The sequence below is a fragment of the Bacillota bacterium genome, assembly GCA_040754315.1.
Taxonomy (GTDB): Bacteria; Bacillota; Sulfobacillia; order DUSP01; family JBFMCS01; genus JBFMCS01.
On the sequence record JBFMCS010000047.1, the window covers coordinates 1 to 18,450 of the forward strand.

The 18,450-nt window shown below is 61.1% G+C and carries 17 protein-coding genes and 1 riboswitch; of the genes, 5 read left to right on the plus strand and 12 right to left on the minus strand.

Annotated elements, in window-relative coordinates; genetic code table 11:
* Nucleotides 1–205 precede the first annotated feature (205 nt).
* Nucleotides 206–808: a transcriptional repressor LexA gene (gene lexA / locus AB1576_09630; protein ID MEW6082015.1), complete on the plus strand. Its 603-nt coding sequence runs from the start codon at nt 206–208 to the stop codon at nt 806–808.
* Here the strand turns inward: lexA and AB1576_09635 are convergent.
* From AB1576_09635 to AB1576_09690, 12 genes are all read right to left on the minus strand, one after another.
* Complete coding sequence (locus AB1576_09635) at nt 794–2,056, minus strand: methionine gamma-lyase family protein (GenBank protein MEW6082016.1); 1,263 nt, start codon at nt 2,054–2,056, stop codon at nt 794–796. The two genes, lexA and AB1576_09635, sit on opposite strands and share 15 nt — an antisense overlap.
* Nucleotides 1,995–3,317 (minus strand): GTPase HflX, encoded by a 1,323-nt coding sequence (gene hflX, locus AB1576_09640; GenBank protein ID MEW6082017.1) that lies wholly within the window; start codon nt 3,315–3,317, stop codon nt 1,995–1,997. Before hflX ends, AB1576_09635 begins: the two co-directional genes overlap by 62 nt.
* A 65-nt stretch (nt 3,318–3,382) precedes the next feature.
* The gene (locus tag AB1576_09645; GenBank protein MEW6082018.1) at nt 3,383–5,728 is read right to left on the minus strand and encodes a DNA internalization-related competence protein ComEC/Rec2; all 2,346 of its coding nucleotides are present in this window, start codon (nt 5,726–5,728) and stop codon (nt 3,383–3,385) included.
* A gap of 93 nt (nt 5,729–5,821) precedes the next feature.
* The gene (locus tag AB1576_09650; protein MEW6082019.1) at nt 5,822–6,676 is read right to left on the minus strand and encodes a metal ABC transporter permease; all 855 of its coding nucleotides are present in this window, start codon (nt 6,674–6,676) and stop codon (nt 5,822–5,824) included.
* A gap of 5 nt (nt 6,677–6,681) precedes the next feature.
* Nucleotides 6,682–7,458, minus strand: coding sequence for a metal ABC transporter ATP-binding protein (locus tag AB1576_09655; protein ID MEW6082020.1), 777 nt, complete (start codon nt 7,456–7,458; stop codon nt 6,682–6,684).
* Nucleotides 7,455–8,372: a metal ABC transporter substrate-binding protein gene (locus AB1576_09660; protein MEW6082021.1), complete on the minus strand. Its 918-nt coding sequence runs from the start codon at nt 8,370–8,372 to the stop codon at nt 7,455–7,457. Before AB1576_09660 ends, AB1576_09655 begins: the two co-directional genes overlap by 4 nt.
* 84 nt (nt 8,373–8,456) lie before the next feature.
* On the minus strand, nt 8,457–9,986 hold the full coding sequence (locus AB1576_09665) for a cobyric acid synthase (protein MEW6082022.1): 1,530 nt from the start codon (nt 9,984–9,986) through the stop codon (nt 8,457–8,459).
* Nucleotides 9,968–11,077: a threonine-phosphate decarboxylase gene (locus AB1576_09670; protein MEW6082023.1), complete on the minus strand. Its 1,110-nt coding sequence runs from the start codon at nt 11,075–11,077 to the stop codon at nt 9,968–9,970. The genes AB1576_09665 and AB1576_09670 overlap by 19 nt, the downstream gene beginning before the upstream one ends.
* Entirely contained in the window at nt 11,061–12,008 is a 948-nt protein-coding gene (locus tag AB1576_09675; protein ID MEW6082024.1) for a GHMP kinase, read from the minus strand. The genes AB1576_09670 and AB1576_09675 overlap by 17 nt, the downstream gene beginning before the upstream one ends.
* Nucleotides 12,009–12,020: 12 nt before the next feature.
* Nucleotides 12,021–12,965 carry an adenosylcobinamide-phosphate synthase CbiB gene (cbiB, locus tag AB1576_09680; GenBank protein ID MEW6082025.1) on the minus strand — a complete coding sequence of 315 codons (945 nt, stop codon included), beginning with the start codon at nt 12,963–12,965 and terminating at the stop codon, nt 12,021–12,023.
* A 50-nt stretch (nt 12,966–13,015) separates the two neighbouring features.
* Nucleotides 13,016–14,113 (minus strand): iron chelate uptake ABC transporter family permease subunit, encoded by a 1,098-nt coding sequence (locus tag AB1576_09685; protein MEW6082026.1) that lies wholly within the window; start codon nt 14,111–14,113, stop codon nt 13,016–13,018.
* Between the two features lie 19 nt (nt 14,114–14,132).
* Nucleotides 14,133–15,077, minus strand: coding sequence for a cobalamin-binding protein (locus AB1576_09690; GenBank protein ID MEW6082027.1), 945 nt, complete (start codon nt 15,075–15,077; stop codon nt 14,133–14,135).
* Nucleotides 15,078–15,192: 115 nt separating this feature from the next.
* A riboswitch (cobalamin riboswitch) is annotated at nt 15,193–15,371 on the minus strand.
* 333 nt (nt 15,372–15,704) lie between these two features.
* Here AB1576_09690 and yedE point away from each other — a divergent pair.
* The 4 genes from yedE to AB1576_09710 all read left to right on the plus strand — a co-directional run bounded on the left by yedE (nt 15,705) and on the right by AB1576_09710 (nt 18,413).
* On the plus strand, nt 15,705–16,766 hold the full coding sequence (gene yedE, locus AB1576_09695; protein MEW6082028.1) for a YedE family putative selenium transporter: 1,062 nt from the start codon (nt 15,705–15,707) through the stop codon (nt 16,764–16,766).
* 16 nt (nt 16,767–16,782) lie between these two features.
* A complete protein-coding gene (locus AB1576_09700; GenBank protein ID MEW6082029.1) occupies nt 16,783–17,031 on the plus strand; it encodes a sulfurtransferase TusA family protein in 249 nt (82 codons plus the stop codon).
* Between the two features lie 216 nt (nt 17,032–17,247).
* Complete coding sequence (locus AB1576_09705; GenBank protein MEW6082030.1) at nt 17,248–18,156, plus strand: LysR family transcriptional regulator; 909 nt, start codon at nt 17,248–17,250, stop codon at nt 18,154–18,156.
* Entirely contained in the window at nt 18,153–18,413 is a 261-nt protein-coding gene (locus AB1576_09710) for a DUF3343 domain-containing protein (protein MEW6082031.1), read from the plus strand. The genes AB1576_09705 and AB1576_09710 overlap by 4 nt, the downstream gene beginning before the upstream one ends.
* The last annotated feature ends 37 nt before the right edge of the window (nt 18,414–18,450 follow it).

The following is an 18,450-nucleotide window of genomic DNA, read 5'->3' on the forward strand; positions in this document are numbered from 1 at the left end:
CCCGTTCCGCTTCCAGACGTTCCTCCTCGAAAGACATAAGCCACCCTCTCCTGGATGTATTATTACCTCCAGAATAGCGCAAAAAATAACAGCAGTAAATAGTGAATCACATAATTGTCGTGCACCCCTATGCAAACATTTGTTTGCTTCTCCCCCGAGTCACATGCTATAATGGCCGTGAATAATCCCAAGAGGAGGGCAGGCCTTGAATCAACTCACGCGCAGGCAGCAGCAAGTGCTCGAGTTCATCAGGCTCAGCATCAAGGAGAGGGGGTATCCCCCGTCAGTAAGGGAGATCGGGAGAGCGCTCGGCCTGCGGTCCACATCCACAGTCCATGCCCACTTGAGCAAGCTAAGGTCAGCGGGGTACATCGATTGGGACCCCGACAAGCCTCGGACCATCTCGCTGGAGGATGAACGCGGTCCGAGGAAGCGTGTTGTCTGCGTTCCCCTCGTCGGGCAGGTGGCGGCCGGCCAACCCCTGTTTGCGGAAGAAAACATTGAGGACACGCTCCCCCTGCCCGCCGACTTCACCAGCGGGGGTGAGTCGTTCCTCCTGAGGGTTCAGGGAGACAGTATGGTAAATGCCGGCATTCTTCACGGGGACTACGTGATCGTCAGGAGACAGTCTGACGCGGTGAACCGGGATATCGTGGTCGCCCTGCTGGGCGACGAGGCGACGGTAAAGAGGTTCTACACAGAGGGTGACAGTGTTAGACTGCAGCCGGAGAATGACTATATGGAGCCCATTCTCACTCGGGAGGTCCATGTTCTGGGAAAGGTTGTAGGGCTGTTAAGACGCCTGTAGTGACAGGCGCTGGGCTGCCAGGAGGCATGCCAGGATATTCTGCTCCCGGGCAAGGCCTCCCTGCATATAGACGGCAAAGGGCGGTCTCAAGGGGGCATCGGCCGACAATTCAAGTGTAGCGCCTTGCACAAAGGTGCCTGCTGCCATGACGACCTCGTGTTGATAGCCTGGCATCGCGCCGGGTTGAGGCTTGGCCATGGAATCCACGGGTGAGGCTTGTTGAACGGCTTCGCAGAAGGCCAAGAGGGCCGCGGGGCTTCCCAGCTTAATTGCCTGTATAATGTCACTGCGAGGCTCATCCCAGGCGGGGCACACATCAAAACCCAACTCTTGAAAGAATCTCCCCGCGAACACAGCCCCTTGAAGCGCCTCTCTCACGCTCCCCGGCGCCAGGAACAGACCCTGGAACATCAACCTCAGAAAGCCGAGGGATGGACCAACCGCGGAACCGAGACCAGGTGCGGTTAATCGTACTGCTGCCTTCTCCACTAGCGAAGACCTGCCTACAACGTAACCGCCCGTGGGAGCTATGCCCCCTCCGGGGTTCTTCATGAGTGATCCAGCTATGAGATCCGCTCCCACATGGAGGGGTTCCCTTTCCTCAGTGAACTCACCATAGCAGTTGTCCACGAAGTACACGGCCTGGGGAGCCACACGCCTCATGGCTTTTATGGCCTTCTCAAGCCTCTCAATGCTAATGCCAGGCCTGAACGTGTAGCCCGCCGATCGCTGGACGAGCACCATCGTGGCACCCCTGATGTCTTCGACGTTCCCCTCTCCCCCATTCTGCCCATTCTGCCAAAACAGGTCGACCTCCCGGTAGTGAACGCCCCGGTCGCGCAGGTCCTCGATTACCGGATGGAGCGTGTCGTAGGGTTTTCCCGAGGCGGCCACCAGCGTATCGCCAGCCTTCAGCAACCCCGCAAGGCAAAGGCTGATTGCATGGGTACCGCAACAAACCTGCCAGCGCACCAGGGCACTCTCCCCGCCGAACACCTCGGCGTAGACCTGTTCCAGGCGGGACCTGCCAGAGTCTCCGTACCCGTACCCAGTGGTTGGAAAGAAGTCCCTCTCAGTAACCTGAGCCCTTTGAAACGCTCTTAGGACTCGCGCTCGGTTGACGGAGGCAGTGTCTTCCACCAGCCTCCAGCAAGGCTCGACAGCCAGCAACGCGGCCTTAGCTTCATCAATCCACCGCCCGCTTATGCCGTAGTCCTTCATCCATTGACGCCACAGCGCCTCGTTCACACTGCCCCTCCCCCAATCTCATCTCCATCCTATCAGCCAAGACCCTGTCTATCTCGGCGAGAATCTCCACGCAATCGTCGTGATACACCTCCTCGTGTACCACGCCGCCTCGCCGGATGGTGCTGAGCACGTCCCCGTTGCCATAGGGGATCCGGAGGCGGATCGTGACCCTGCTGGGAGCCAGCAGGCGCTGGAAGGCCTCCAGCAGTCCCTCGAAGCCTTGGCCTGTGAGGGCGGAAACTGCCACCGCATTAGGGAACTGCCCAATGAGTGCCTCACGCATTATCCCGCCATCCAGGAGGTCGATCTTGTTCAGTGCGGTCACCATTGGTTTACCGTGAACCCCAAGGCTCTCGAGGATCTCGTTCACGGCGGCAACCTGGCGCTCCAGCCCCTGGTCGGATACATCCACCACGTGAACCAAGAGGTCAGCCTCTATAACCTCCTCCAGGGTGGCCCGGAAGGCAGCGACCAGGTGGGGCGGGAGGTGCCGTATGAACCCCACGGTATCGGTGAGCAACAACTCCTGCCTGTTCGGTAGCGCTACCTTTCGTGTAGTGGGGTCCAGCGTGGCGAAGAGCCGGTCCTCAACAACCACCTGTGCGCCTGTCAACGCCCGTAGCAGGCTGGACTTCCCAGCATTAGTATAACCCACCAGGGCACACACAGGCAGCGGGACACTCCGGCGACTCCTCCTATGGAGTGACCGGTGCCTTCCCACTGCCTCTATCTCAGCATTGAGGTCTGCAATCCTTCTCCTGATGGTCCTGCGATCGGCCTCGAGCTTTGTCTCCCCGGGCCCCCGGGTACCGATCCCGCCTCCCAGCCTTGACAGGGCAACGCCCTTTCCGGAAAGCCTCGGCAGAAGGTATAGGAGCTGGGCCAGCTCTACTTGAAGCTTGCCCTCTCTGGTCTGGGCTCGCTGCGCGAAAATGTCCATGATGAGCTGGGTCCTGTCGATCACCTTGGCTCCCAGGGCCGCCTCAATGTTGCGCGCCTGGGCCGCGCTCAAGTCACAGGCCACGACCACCATCTCAGTCTCTAAAGCCTCAAGAACACCCGCCAGCTCGTGGATCTTGCCCTTGCCCACCAGGAACCCTGGATCTCTTGACTGCCGGCGCTGGATGGCGGTGTGTACTACCACTCCGCCTGCGGACTCCACCAGTCTCTCCATTTCTGCGATGTCCTCTGGCTCGAGCCTGTCGGCGGTAGTCTCTACTGCCAGGACCACCACACGTTCAGGATTGCCCTTGGAAATCAACAACTCACCCCGTTTCCGCCTGCAATTATACCATACTTGAGCCCCCGCCACGTCACCGCCAGGCCCTAGTCCAGCAGCAGTCTTGCCAGGAGACTCTCTCGCCAGGAAAGACCTCTTCCCCACTGCCCGGTTACCCTGACGCTATATGTCGCTTGTTGCGCGCATACCACGATAGTGGTGGCTCCTTCCTGGTCTGTGCGGAGCACCTTTACGCCCCGAGAGGTGAGTCTCTCAATGAGGTCGGGGTGGGGATGCCCAGCGGTGTTTTTCCCCGTGGATATGATAGCCAGGGACGGCTTTACCGTCTCTAAGAATGCCTCGCTTGAGGCTAGGCGCGACCCATGATGGCTTACCTTCAATATTGCCGCAGGGGGTGGGCCCCTGGAAAGCAGGGCTCGTTCCCCCTCCCCCTCCACGTCGCCGGTGAGGAGGATGGCTAGGCTGTTCAGCTCGAGCCTGAGCACCATGGAGGATTCGTTTGGACTCCACCATTGGGGAACCTGTTCGGGAGGATGGAGGACCGCCAATCTTACCCCATCTCCAAGGCTGATGACGTCGCCCGAGCTCAGCGACGTAACCCTGACCCCTCTGGCGGTAGCAGCCCGGACTAGTGCGTCAACTGCCGGGTCTGCCCTGTGGCATGCCGCAACGAAGAGATTCTGGACCCTGATGTTTTGGACCACGCTGAACAGCCCGCCTATGTGGTCGTCGTGGGGATGGCTCAGAAACACCGCCTCCACCTGCCCTGCCCGGGCGTTGCGGAGGTATGGAACCACGACTGAGAGCCCCGTGTCGCTTGCCCCAGCCTGGCCTCCCGCGCCGCCATCGACCAGCACCTGCCTGCCCCCCGGAAGGGTTATGACTATGGCGTCACCGTGGCCTACGTCCAGGGCTGTGAGGGTTACATCCCGCTGCAGTGCCCTGGCTAGGCCCGGCAGGCCAAGGAAGACCAGGCAGACAGCCCCCCATAGCCAGGCTTTGCGGCGACCGGCAGCCCATCGTGACAAGAACACAAGCCATGCAAGCGCGGTGGCCCAGGAAGGCAACGGAAGCCCGCCAGCAACGCCAGTGTCCCACGAACCCGCGGTCTTGGCTACGGCCTCAAGAAGCCCGGCGGCTGCGAAGCCAGGCCAGCTAACCCACCAAGGCAGGTCCAGCACCAGCCCCAGTGTTGCCAGGGCCAGCCCGTAAATCACCATGAAACCTGCGGCCGGGAGCACCAGCGGGTTCGTTAAGAGGGAGATAACGGGGACGAAGCCGAAGTGGCGAAGGGTGATCGGCAACGCGGCAACCTGGGCACTCATAGTCACAGCTAGGAGGGTTTTGACAGGCACCGGCAAGAGCGGTATCAGCATAGTGAACCGCTTGGAAAGGGCAAGTAGCCCCCACGTGGCCGTGAAGGAAAGCTGAAACCCCGGGTCAAATAGGCCAAAAGGTCTAAGGGTCAGCACGAGTATTCCAGCCAGGCCCAGGGCATCAAAGGAGCTGCGAGGGGCAAGACGAGAGGAACGCCCGAGGTGGCAGAGGGCCATGGCGGTAGCCCGGACCACCGAGGGGGACATCCCCACCAGCAGGCAATAGCCCACGGTCAGGAGCCCCGTGATGAGGGCCTTCCAGGGATCCCCCACCCGCACGCAGCGACACACTGCCAGGCCAAAGGCCACCACAAAACCCACATGCAGCCCAGACACGGCCAGCAGGTGACCTAATCCCGCCCTGGACATGTCACGCCTTAGGTCTGGCTCCAGAGAGGCTTTATCCCCAAAGACCATCCCAGCATACACCGCGTAAGCTTCGGCCGGCAAAGCCCTTTTCAACGAGGCCTTCATGGCCACGCGCGCCCTAGCTACGGCACCCGCAGGGAACCGCGAGGGCGACAGCACCTGCATGCCTCCTTCGGAGGGGGTCATGATCCAGCCTATCCCCCTCGAACGCAGGTACATGGCATAGTCGAACTGCCCGGGATTAGTGGCCCCTTTGGGCCTGCGGATAACACCTTCAACCAAGACTTCGCTACTGGGCTCAACAGTCTGGGGAATGGCACCGCGGACGAGGACTCGAGGGCCCACCCCGGCAACCTTCAGGATGGCCTCGTTCCATTCACCCCGGTTGGTTACTTCACCCTCCAGCCTTCCTTGGAGGCGCAGCGTATCGCCGCTAAGCCAAAACTCCCTGTCAGCATAGCGCACCAGTTCACACCGGCCAACCCCAAGGAGAAGGGCAAGGAAAACCATGACTGCTCCCCTTGGGCGTGACCGCCATAACAGCAACGCCCCGCCAGCTGAAGTAATGGCCAGAAGCAGCCACCCCGTTGCCGCGAGGTCTTCACTGGCCAGGAGTATGCCGGCACCGTAGCCCAGGGCAAGCGCCCCTAAGGAAGCCGGCAGTCCTTTCCCTTTCCGGTAACTCACTCAAGGGATCTTCGACACCAGCCGCCATCTTCCTGCCAGATTTTGCCACTATTTGCAGGTCCGGCCTGGCCACGGGCACGGTACACCAAGGGATCAAGGGCCCTGATCCCGGGATATGCCCCCTTCGCCCGGCGGGGTCGAACGAGCAGCCCGCCTTGCCCTTCCCATGCGGATGCCGGATGCCAGCAGGAATACCAGGGTAGCGCAGATAACGATGGTGGCGCCGGAAGCCAGGTCATACCAGTACGAGAGGACAAGGCCAGTAAGGCCGCTTCCCAAGGCCGAGGCAAGGGCGAGGACCAGTACCATGCGATAGTTGCAGGATAATGCCAGGCCGGTTGCTGCGGGTATGACCAGGAGGGCAGAGGCAAGGATCACCCCAACCAACCTCACGCTAACAATCACAGTGACAGCCACTGACACCAGAAGCCCCAAGTACAGGGGGGTCACCGGCAGGCCCTGTGCCCTGGCCATTTCCTCATCAAAACACAAGGCCAGCAGTTCTTTGAAGAAGTACAGGATGAACCCGGTCACCGCCAGCCCCGCGACACCCAGTGTCCAGAGATCCTCCCTCCCGATCGCCAGTATGTTGCCGAACAGGTAGCCAAAGATATCGGCCTGGTAGCCACCGGCCAATCCCAGCAACACCACGCCCAGCGCCATGCTCGAGGAAAAGAACACACCGATAACCGTGTCCTCACTGATCCTGGTCCTGGAACTAACAGTACCGGTGGCCAGGGCCACAAGGGTGGTAAAGACACCCCCTGAGAGCACTGGACTAACCCCCAGCAGGATGCCTAAGGCTACACCGCCAAACGCTGCATGGGACAGGCCCACCGTAACGAAGCTCAGCCTCCGCAGGACAACAAAGAAGCCCACTAGGGAACAAAGACCCCCGAGCAGGATGGCAGCCAGGAACGCCCGTTGCATGAAGGAATAGGTGAGCATGGCGTTCAAGTACGCAGTTCCTCCCTGTCTGCGGAGCAGCTCCACAGCTGGAAGTTGCACCGGCACGACCTGTACAGCTCAGGATTACTGCGGATCTCCGATGTGTTGGCGTGTACATGAAGGGTCCTGTCCACGCAGATCACCTCATCCGCATAGGCCAGCACGGGAGCTATATCGTGGGACACCACGATGGAAGTCAGGTTCTTCTCCATCTTCAGCCGGGCAAGGAGGTAGTAGAGCCTGTCCTTGGAGTTTGTGTCAAGAGCAGTACCGGGTTCGTCCAGGAGAAGCACCTCGGGCGCTCTGACCAGTGCCCGGGCCAAGAGCACCCGCTGCTGTTGCCCCCCGGAAAGCCTGCCTATGGCTGTATGGGCGTAATCGAGCATATCCACATGTTCAAGTGCATTGATTGCGGCGTCGCGATCCCCCGAGTTCAGCCGTTGCCCGACACGGCTGGCACTGAGCCTGCCCATCAACACTACATCCAAGACGGATAAGGGAAAGCCCCTGTCGATGGTGGGCGCCTGGGGCACGTAGCCTACTCTCCCCGCTACCTGCCGCGAGCCATTCGCCTCCATGCCCAGGAGACGCACCTGGCCTGATGAAGGCTTCACCAACCCCATGATGGTCTTCAGAAGCGTTGTCTTGCCAGCCCCGTTGGGGCCAAGTAGCCCCACCAGGGTCCCTCGAGTAACCTGGAAGGTCACATGCTCCAGCACAACGCAGCCGTTGAAGGCAACGGAGAGGTTCCTCACCTCGATCACCGTATCCCCGGCCCTCACTCCGCTTCCCCCTTCCCCAAGGCACCGGCCAAAACGTTAGCGTTGTAGCGGACAATCTCCTGGTAGGTATCACGCCCCTCCACGCTGGGCCCACCCAGCGGGTCCAGGATCACCACACTTCCGTTGATTTCCTCGGCAATAACCTTGGCAGCCTGTGGGTTAAGCTGGGGTTCGGCCACGACCACCCTGACCCCCTTCGCTGAGCAAGTACTGGCCAAGTCCGCCAGGTACCTAGCGGACGGCTCCTGACCGGGAAACTGGGCGATGGGTCCCACGTCCTCCAGACCGTACCTGGCGGCGAAGTAGTCCCAGGCCGGGTGGAAAGACACGAACCTGGCGCCCCTGAATGGCTCCAATACCCGGCCAACCTCCAAGTCAAGGGCATCCATGGACTGGTGAAACGCCTTGAGCCTCTCGTCCATGCGAGCTGAGTCCCCAGGATAGACGGTTTCTAGAGCTGACGAGATCCTTGGTGCTATCACGTCTCTCACCATGACCGGATCCAGCCATATGTGAGGATCGCCGTTCCCTTCGGGGTCATGGGAGTCCTCGTGGTCGTGGGGTTCCCGCGCAGGCTTCAGGGGTACTCCCTCGGTTATTACCACTAAAGGCCCGCCTTGAACGAGGGGCTCAACCAGCCAGTTGTCAAGGCCAGCGCCCACCGCCACGATGAGGTCCGCTCGATGTGCACGGCTGATCTGCCCCGGGGTCGGTTCGAAGGTGTGAGGGCTAGCGCCAGGGGGCATTAGACAGATAACTTCAACATCTTCACCCGCGAGCTGGCGGACCACATCCGCGAGGGGATAGATGGAGGTCACCACCAAGGGCCGGGTGGCTTCATCCGAGACTCCTCTCGCGCACCCGGGCAACGTGATGGAGAAAAGGAGTGCCAGGATCAAAATGGCCCTCTTCAAGACAGACACCCCCACAGGGCGACTGACTGGTACCATTATACCCCAAAGCCAGACTGCACATAAACCCCGCAGGGCAGCGACGCCCTAGCGGCCTGGTTCAAGCCCTAACAGATTGTAGATTGCCTCGATATCCAGGTGCCTTCTCAATGCGGCTCCCAGCGCATCGAAGCGCTCCCCAGCGTCCTGACCCGTCTTCACCGATCCCGGCGGTTCCAAGCCCCGCTGGGCTCTAATAGCCTTAACAAAGCCCTGGCGGAAGCTGGGGTCATCAAAGAGGCCGTGGACATAGGTGCCGGCAACATTCCCTCCAGGGTTCACTGCCCCGTCGAAGTCCTCCACTGGCCGCCCGGCCCGCTGGCTTATCCTGAGAAAGGGATCACAGGCCCCCCTTTCTGTTCTCCCCATGTGTATCTCATACCCGCTCACGCGGCACCCCTCCAGAGAGAAGATGCCGCGGTTTGTGACGACCCTGCCGCAGACCCTTACCGTCACCTTCTCGGGAGCAAAGTGCGTCACCGTATCCAGCAGCCCTAGTCCTGCCACGGCCTTCTGGTCAGATTCCACACCGTCTTCGTCGTAGATCCACTGGCCCAGCATCTGGTATCCCCCGCATACCCCCAGGACTACCGTGCCCTCCTTGGCAATGGCCAGGATCTGCCGGTGATAGCCGTAGGTCCTCAGGTACTCAAGGTCAGAGACAGTAGCCTTTGTCCCTGGTATGATCAGGACATCGCAGGCCCCTATGGGCTCTCCGTCTTTCACGTAACGCACCAGGACACCAGGCTCACGCTCAAGAGGGTCAAAATCGGTGAAGTTCGAGATCAGGGGAAGTTGAAGCACTGCAACGCGCAGTTCATTACCAGCCGCTTTGACCTGGGACCGTTCCACCAGGGCGACTGAGTCCTCAGCGTCGATCCCGTGCCCCGGCAGGTAGGGCACAACCCCAAGGCAGGGCACTCCGGTACGGTGCTCCAGGAACCTGATCCCTGGCTCAAGAAGGCTCAGGTCTCCCCGGAACTTGTTAAGGACAAATCCCTTAACCCTCTGGCGCTCCCAGGGCTGCAAGAGCTCCAGCGTGCCAACGATGGACGCCAGTGCACCCCCTCGATCCACATCCCCCACCAGGATCACTGGAGCCTCCGCCAGCCTTGCCACCTCCATGTTGGCAATATCACGGTCCCTGAGGTTAACCTCAGCGGGGCTGCCGGCCCCCTCGATAACCAGGATATCGTAGTGGGAGCGCAGGCGGGCCAGGGCCTCCCTTACGATCCCCAGTGCCTTTGGCACATACTCCTCCCGGTACCTCATGGCCCCCATGTGGCCGATGGGCTTCCCCATCACCACCACCTGGGCCTTCTGCCCTGAGCTGGGTTTTAGGAGAATGGGGTTCATGTCGGCCGTGGCCTCCACACCGCTGGCCTCTGCCTGGATCCCCTGAGCCCTCCCTATCTCCAGCCCATCCCTGGTAACGTAGGAGTTCAGGGACATGTTCTGGGACTTGAAGGGGGCAACCTTGAAGCCATCCTGCATAAAGAGGCGGCACAGTCCTGTGCAAAGAAGACTCTTTCCCACATTGGATGAGGTTCCCTGTACCATCAGGCTCCGGCATTCCATGGTTTCTTGGCCACTCCCTTCGAGGCAAGGCCCTCCATGACCTCGGCCAGCTCAGCTGCCAGCACCCCGTTCATCTCAGGGGTTAGCACTGCAACCCTGAAGTATCCTTCCCCGAGCCCGGGGAAGGTGGAGGCATCCCTCACAAGTATCCTCCGGGCTGCCATGGCCCTTACGATGTCCGCCGACCCTATTCCTCCCCGGGTGATCTCGCACAAGAGGAAGTTAGCAAGGGACGGCCAAACCCTGATCCCATCTATCCCTTCCAGGCGCCGCCCCAGGTCCTCCCTGGCTCTATGGATGTAGCGAGCCACGTGGTCAGAGTAGGATGCATCCTCAAGGCAGGCAAGCCCGGCAACCTGGGCAAGGCTGTTGACGCTCCACGGATCCCTTCTTTTCTCCATCATCCCTATAAGACCCGGGGGGCCTATGCCCCATCCCAGGCGAAGCCCGGGTATGGAGAACATCTTGGTGAAGGAGCGGAGAAGAAACACGTTCCCGGGCACCCGCTCCATTGGCCCCAGTAGACCCTGGCGCATCTCAGGCACCACGAAATCCATGAAGGCCTCATCCAGCACCAGCCAGGTATCCCTGTCCTGCAAGGCGCTGGCGAGCCAGCGGACGGAATCCCCGGCTATGAGGGCACCGGTGGGGTTGTTTGGGTTACACAGGCACACCGCCTTTATCCCCTGGGATGCCTTTGCCACATCGCGAAGATCCGCTGGAAATGCGCGATTTTTTGAGATATAACTCAGGGGGGTACCCCCTGACGCCGAACATGCCCTGGCGTATTCGCTGAAGGTCGGGTTCACCACAAGGCCGAGAGCCGGCCCTACTACACCAAAAAAGAGGAACAGCAGCTCGGAAGACCCGTTCCCCACGATAACCCTACCGGGTTCCACCCCGTGGATCTGGGCGATCCTCGCCCTCAGTGCACTCGCGTTAGGTTCGGGGTAGTACTTCACCACCCCGAGGTGAGACTGCAGGGCCTCCATGACATGACCCGGAGGTCCCAGGGGGTTGATGCTTGCGCTGAAGTCCAAGAGGCCCTCCTGGATCCTACCGGAGCGCCACAGGTTACCCCCGTGATCCATCCCTCACCCCTCCCCCTACCAGGTTATACACCCCCAGTGGTTTGCCGGCGCCCACCCTCTCTACGGTCCTGGCCAAGGCCTCAACGGGACCGTCACATGGAAGCAGCACCCCTATGACACTGCCACTATGAGCTACGCTGACACCCAGGGCGCCCACAGGCGCCGTTGCGGCCACCAGCTCCTCTAGCAGTCGCTTCTCCAGGACCGCCTGGTGGGCCATGGCACTTGCGGTGGCCCCCCAGGCCACTAGGGCTGGGTGAGACTGCAAAACCCCGCGGACAACGGCGGTGAGGGCGAGCCCGACCCAGTGCTCCTTGGCGGCGTTAAGGCGGCCCAGGTCCTCACGGGCGTTGAAGTGCAAGGTATCTACCTCTCCCCCCGTTTCCACCACCAGCGCCCTCATGGGCGGGGGTTGCCCCAGGCTGTGAACGCACCTGCCCCGCCTGTGATCGAAGATAACGCAGCCTTGGAACATAACCCCGTCAGTGGGCTCGATAGACAGCGCAACCCTGGCCACCTGCCAGGGTGTGATGGGGACCCCCAGGGCCAGGGCGGTTGCCCAGCTGGCGGCTGAGATGTCAGCGCTGCTGCTAGCCATCCCCTTGGACACAGGAATGGGCGAATCCACTTCCACCCACACCTCACCGGCAGTAAAGCCCAGGAACTCAAGGGTCCGTGCCACCGCCAGTCGGGTCTTCCAGCCCTCCCCAGGCACGCCCCACCGCACATCAATGCACGGGTCTGGGTAGCTGGAGCCCAGAGCCCTGGCGGTAAGGCCTCGCAGCTCTACCCGGGCCGTGGAATAGAGGTTTACCGGGCAGGTTACCAGGAAGTCCTGGCTACCGATGCGACCCTGCACCAGCTCCCCACACGTGCCAGGAGCCCGCGCCTCCCCGAAAGCCGAAACTCCCCTTGAGCATGTCAATCCCATCCTGCGAGCCCCCTAAAGACTCCTGGTGATTATGGCCAGGAGCACCGCCGCCAGGCTAGCCCGTCTCATAGCTCTCACCGCCCTAGACACATCCCCCGCCCGGGCGACAGCGCCCTCCAGGCGGATTCCGGGTCTTTCCGAAGGAACGCCCCTGTAGTGGTTCACCCCACCTAGCCGGACGTCCAGAAGGCCGGCCATGGCTGCCTCCGGGTAGCCACTGTTGGGGCTAGGATGTCTTGAGCCGTCCCTGAACATCGTTGCCAGCGCCCTGCGGCCTTCTGCCGGGGTCGTAGACCCTGCCAGGGCCAGCAGGAATGCGGTAACCCTTGCGGGCACGTAGTTCGCCACATCGTCCAAACGGGCTGCCACCCGCCCGAAGTAGAGGTATGTAGAGTCCTTATGTCCTATCATTGAGTCCAGGGTGTTCACGGCCTTGTAGGCCATGGCCAAGGCCGGCCCTCCAAGTGCTGCGTAGAACAAGGGAGCCACCACACCGTCGGAGAGGCTCTCGGCAACGGCCTCAACGGCTGCTCTGGACACCCCCGGCTCATCCAGGCAGGCAGTGTCCCGGCCTACGATGTGAGACACCTCAAGCCTAGCCCCTTCAAGGTCGCCCCGCCTAAGACTTGCCAGTACCCGGTTGGCGTGATCCGCCAGATCCCTTGTGGACATAACAAGCCACAAGAGAACCGTGTTTGCGGCAAATCCCACGGCAGGCTCCCCACCACGCACGGCCCACAGGCTGGCAGCCAGGGTAAGGCCGTAGCTTAGGCCTATCACGACAAGGGAAACCAAGCCCCCCGCCACAACCTGCGCGGGCCGCGTAAGACTCGGCCTGAGATGTCGCTCGGCCTTCTTCACAAGCCATCCCATGCCCCGGACCGGGTGGGGAAACCACCGGGGGTCCCCCACAACGCAATCCAGAAGATAGGCCGCGGCGATCTCCAGGGCCAGCACGCTAGTGTCTCACCTGCCCTGTAAGGTGGGCCTCCCAGGCTAATCCTGCCCTATTCCCCACCTGGGCTCCCGAAGTACGCCAAGTTTTTCCTTCTCCTCAGGAGGTAGATGAAGAAGGGGCCTCCAAACATGGATGTCAGGATGCCCACCGGGAGTTCTGTTGGCGCTATGACCGTCCTGGCCATGGCGTCCGCCGTAACCAGGAAGGCGGCTCCGGCCAGGGCGGAAGCGGGAATAAGCACCCTGTGGTCAGGCCCGGCCACAAGCCTTATAACATGGGGCACTATCAGGCCAACGAAGCCGATGAGCCCGCTGGTAGCCACCGCGGTGGCTGTCAACAGGGATGCAGCTCCAAGAAGTGCCCTCTTGACCCACTCCGTATCGACGCCCAGGTGCACCGCAGTATCCTCCCCCAGTACCATAGCATTCAGATCCCGCGCATAGACCAGGCAGGCAGCGCACCCTACTGCTACGTAGGGCACCGCGAGTCTCACGTATTGCCACGTGGCGCCGCTGAACCCGCCCATCAGCCAGAACACCACCTGGTGGATCTGCTGGTTTGAGAAGTACACAGCTAGGGAAACCAGGGCAGACAGGAAGGAGCCCACGGCAATACCTGCAAGAAGCATGGTTAGCACCGGAAGGCGGCCCTGCACCCGGGATATGCTGTACACCAGCAGGATTGATCCGAGAGCGCCGGTGAAGGCCATCAGAGGTACCGCCCCCAGCCCCAGGAACCCAGCCTGAAGACCCAGGACGATGGCGAGCACCGCCCCGAGGGAGGCACCGGAAGAAACCCCTATGACGAAGGGGTCTGCCATGGGGTTTCGGAAGATGCCCTGGAAGGTGGCCCCCGCCACTGCCAGTGAGGCTCCCACCAGTCCAGACAGTACCACCCGGGGCAAGCGTATCTGCAGGATTATGGAGGCCTTTAAGCCCTCGGGCTCTCGGAAGACGTGGCTAGGCCCCACCCCTATGCCTAGGATATCTCTTGCGAGTATGCCTAGGACCTCTGCCACGGACACCCGCACAGCACCAATGGTCACACCAAGGAACACACTAACCAGCAGTGCAAGGGCTGCAGCGATGATAACCTGGGTGCCCCCGAACCTCCCCTTGGGCACGTCGCGTCTAAGACGAGTCTTCATCTATGCCTCCCCTGAGAGGTCACTGGAAGAGTTCCGGGTGTAGCATCGTTGCCAGGATCTCCACAGCCTCGGCTATACGAGGACCTGGCCGCGAGATGATATTCGCATCTATGCTATGATACCTGCGGTTCTTCAGGGCGCCGATTTCCTGCCAACCTGGCCGTGCCAGGAGCTGTTCCTCCGTGAGGGCGTCTGTACCGTGGTAGGCCGGGAAGATGATGACGTCGGGATTCCTGTCAATCACTGCCTCGGCACTGTACTGAGGGTAGTCAGTGTCGGCATCACCAGCCATGTTTATGCCTCCACCGGCCTGTATGAGCTGGTGAATGAGGGTGCCCGGGCCAGCGCTCATAAGAGGGTCTGAGAACACCTCATAGTAAACCAGGGGCCTCGCCTCCACCGTCTCAAGGCGCTCAGTGACAGCCTCGATCCGGCCCCTGGTGGTCTCCACCAGGGCCTGGGCCTGTTGTTCGCCTCCAATGGCCTCGCCCACCATGCGTATGCTGCGAAGGACATCATCTATATCCTTGGGGAAAAGCACCATCACCTTAACCCCCAGGCTATCCAGCTGCTCGACCTGCTGCTGGTGCATACTCGTAGCCAGCACCAGGTCCGGCTGGAGGGACACTATGACCTCAACCGATGGGTCAGCGAACCCTCCCACCTTATCGATGCCCTGCACCTCCCCGGGGAAGTCGCAGTAGTCTGTGACACCTACAACGCGGTCTCCCGCACCCAAAGCAAAGAGTATCTCGGTATTACTGGGGGCCAGGGAGACGATGCGCTGGGGCATGCTGGGAAGCACCGTCTCCCTTCCCATGTCGTCTACAATCCTCAGCGGGTAGCCCTCCAGCTCCTCCCCCGGTGTGGCCGCAGGAGTCTCCGCGCGCCTTCCTCCTATCCAGATCGCCGCCGTGAACACTGCAATGGCCGCCAGGAGCACAATGGCAATGCTTCTCATCATGACAGAATCCTCCTTAGAAAATCTGAACCCGGCCGGTAGGCCGGGCTTCTCTCACACGACGCTGGTGAATGCTCTCATTCCCTCGCCATGCGTACCTCCCCTCTACCTCGAAGGTTCAAGTACGCGACCACCAGTAAGGTTTCCTGGCTCCCAGTCATCGCCCATCCCGGCACCTTCCCGCTCCGGGGGAGCAGTGGTACTAAGCCGTGGGCTCGTGGATACAGTGGCGGGACCGCTCAGGCATCTTACCTGATTCCCTTGCGCCTCGAAGGCGCCTGGCCGTGCATATTGACTTGTCCTTTACATTATAGCATCCAGGTGGACCAGTGTATACACGCACGCACGCACGCACGTACGTACACGCAATCACCCACCCAGAGGCCCCAATCCCTTGGTTTTTTGTTAGGGCTGGGCATTACCAGGTTTTTCAGGAGGGTCTCAGGGCTGGCCCCCTCGGAGCCCCGTAACCGCGCCTAGCCGTTCCCGACAGGCTTGCCTGTGTTCTTCATAACCATGTGTCATAGTTTGCATGAAGGAACTTGGGTTTTCGTGTGGAAACCACTTATCGGATATTCGCTTCCAAAGGAGGTGTAATCGCTGGGTACTTCGACTAGGTCGCTGGTATTAGTGGGTGCAGCCACCGGTGCCTTGGCAATCCTGCTGCAACGCCTGGGCAATCCTGGGAACATGGGGATCTGTGTTGCCTGCATGCTCAGGGACATTTCCGGCGCCCTGGGGCTCCACAGGGCACCAATGGTACAGTACCTGAGGCCGGAGATTATCGGTTTCGTGCTGGGTTCTACGGCCAGCTCTCTTATGGGAAGGGAGTTTCGCGCCCGGGGAGGCTCGGCGCCCTTGGTCCGTTTCTTCCTGGGGTTCTTTGCCATGGTGGGCGCCCTAGTGTTCCTGGGTTGTCCCTGGAGAGCGCTGCTTCGCCTTTCCGCCGGGGATGCCAATGCGATTCTTGGTCTATTGGGTCTGGGTGCCGGGGTTTGGGTAGGTGTGGCGTTCCTCAAGTCCGGATTCACCCTGGGGCGCGCCCAGAGGAATGACCCGCGCACAGCCTGGATGATGCCTGCCCTCATGGCTATATTGCTGGTCCTGCTCATCGCGTCACCCCAGTTTGGGAGGGTGGACGGAAAGCCCGCTGGCCCCATCTTTGCAAGCCTGCAGGGACCCGGCTCCCAGCACGCACCCATCGTGGCTTCTCTCATCGCAGGACTATCTGTCGGGGCACTCGCTCAGCGAAGCCGGTTCTGCACGGTTGGGGCGCTGCGGGACATCATTTTGGTGAAGGACTTCCACCTTCTGGGCGGCGTAATTGCCATGGTGGTGACTGCGTTCGTCCTTAACCTTCTGTTTGGACAGTTCAGGTGGGGCTTTGAAGGCCAGCCCATAGCCCATACATCCCACCTGTGGAACTTCCTGGGCATGCTCCTGGCGGGGCTCGCCTTCACCCTGGCGGGCGGTTGCCCAGGCAGGCAGCTGGTCCTGTCCGGGGAGGGGGACGCCGACGCCTCGCTATTCGTCCTGGGCATGCTGGTGGGAGCGGGCTTTGCCCACAACATGTCCCTGGCCAGCTCCGCTGCTGGAACTGGCCCCTACGGGCCGGCTGCAGTGATTATTGGCCTGGCATTCTGCATTATCGTGGGGTACTTCCTCAGGCGAACTGACGTGGGGGTGATCTGAACTGGACGCAATCAGGATTAACGCCAGGGGACTTTCCTGCCCACAACCGGTACTCCTTACTATGGACGCGTTAAGAAAGAGCCAGGGTAAGCCCGTATCGGTTTGGGTCGATACGGAGGTCGCCAGGGACAACGTTATCCGGGTGGCCACCCGGAAGGGCTTCAAGGTTGAGACCCGGCCTGAGGGGGACGCCTACGTCATTGAGATTGAGGGAAATGACTATCAATCTTGTCCAGGGAGTCTTCCCCCTGGGCAGGGCCTGTAGTTGTACTTACATGACAATTTACAGTCCTACCTGGGTGAGTCTCTTTACCGGTTTAGCCGGAGTGGTCGCAACTGCCCATTTGCTGTCGGCCTGCATAACCGGCACAATTGTAGCCGTCTTGAGGGGTGAAACCCCTGCCCTTGCCTGGACAGGGGAGTTGATGCATAATTATAGGCGACCCGCTTACCCTGCAACCTGGAGGGGAGGTGCGAGGACTTGCTGGAGAAGTTCAAGACCCTTGTTGCGGTGGTTCAGCTTAGGAGCTTCTCCCGCGCCGCCGGGATCCTCAACCTCTCCCAGCCCGCTGTCAGCAAGCAAATCGCCTCCCTGCAGTCCCAGTACGGGATGCAGTTGTTCCAGCAGCCAGTGAGGCAGTGCGTCCTGACGCCGGCCGGAGAGGTGCTCTTCCGGCATGCCCTGTCCGTTCTGGAGGCCTACCGCAACCTGCAAGAGGCCATGGGAGCCATAGAGCATGCCACTCCTCGGACCCTTATGGTGGGAGCCAGCACCGTCCCGGGCCAGTACATTCTCCCCCTCCTGGTGGGCCCCTTCATGTCTCGCCATCCTAACGTGCTTGTGAACATAACGATCCACGACACCCGGGAAGTGGGATCTAGGCTCTTGCACGGCGAGGTCGACCTCGCACTCACCGGCATCCCCCTAAACCTCCCTGGAGTTGCCACTCACGCGCTCTTCGATGATGAGCTTGTACTCATCGCACCCCTTTGCCATGCCCTCAGCACCAGGGAGCAAGTCTGCCTCCAAGACATTGAGGGGGAGGTATTCATCTGGAGGGAACAGGGCTCCGCGACCCGGCAGGTCCTTGAGGATGCGCTTGGATCTGCGGTGTCAAGGCTCCGGAGAACATTGGAACTGGGCAACACCCAGGCCGTAGTGGCCGCTGTGGAGGCCGGGGCGGGCCTCGCCTTCGTCTCCCGCTGGGCGGCCAACCGCGCGAAGCGGGCGGCCACCCTGGCCGTCCTGCCCCTGGACGGGCTCAGGGTTCGGCGCAAGATCTACGGTTCTTACCTCGGATTCTCCGCCTCAGGCACCCTGGAAGAGTTCCTCAACTTCCTGCTGGAGGCCGGGGCCAGGCTAGACCCCGACCAGGAGACTGGCCAATGACCCAGGATCTGGCCTATGTCACCTTCCCTTCGACCTATTGGGCTCTTAGGGCTGAAAGGCTTCTGAAGGAGTACGGGATTCCCGTGACCCTTAGGCCGGTACCTCGCACCATGAGTTCCAGCTGCGGCATTTGCCTGGAGGTAGAGGCTTCGTCAGTGCAAGATGTGGTGGCAGCCTCCACGCGACTCGGACTAGAACTGGAAGGGATCTGCACGAAGAACGGTCATTCCCTATTGGAACAAGAAGAACCTCACTGAGATCAGGCGCTACCGGCAAGAGCGCGGCCCTGAGGCT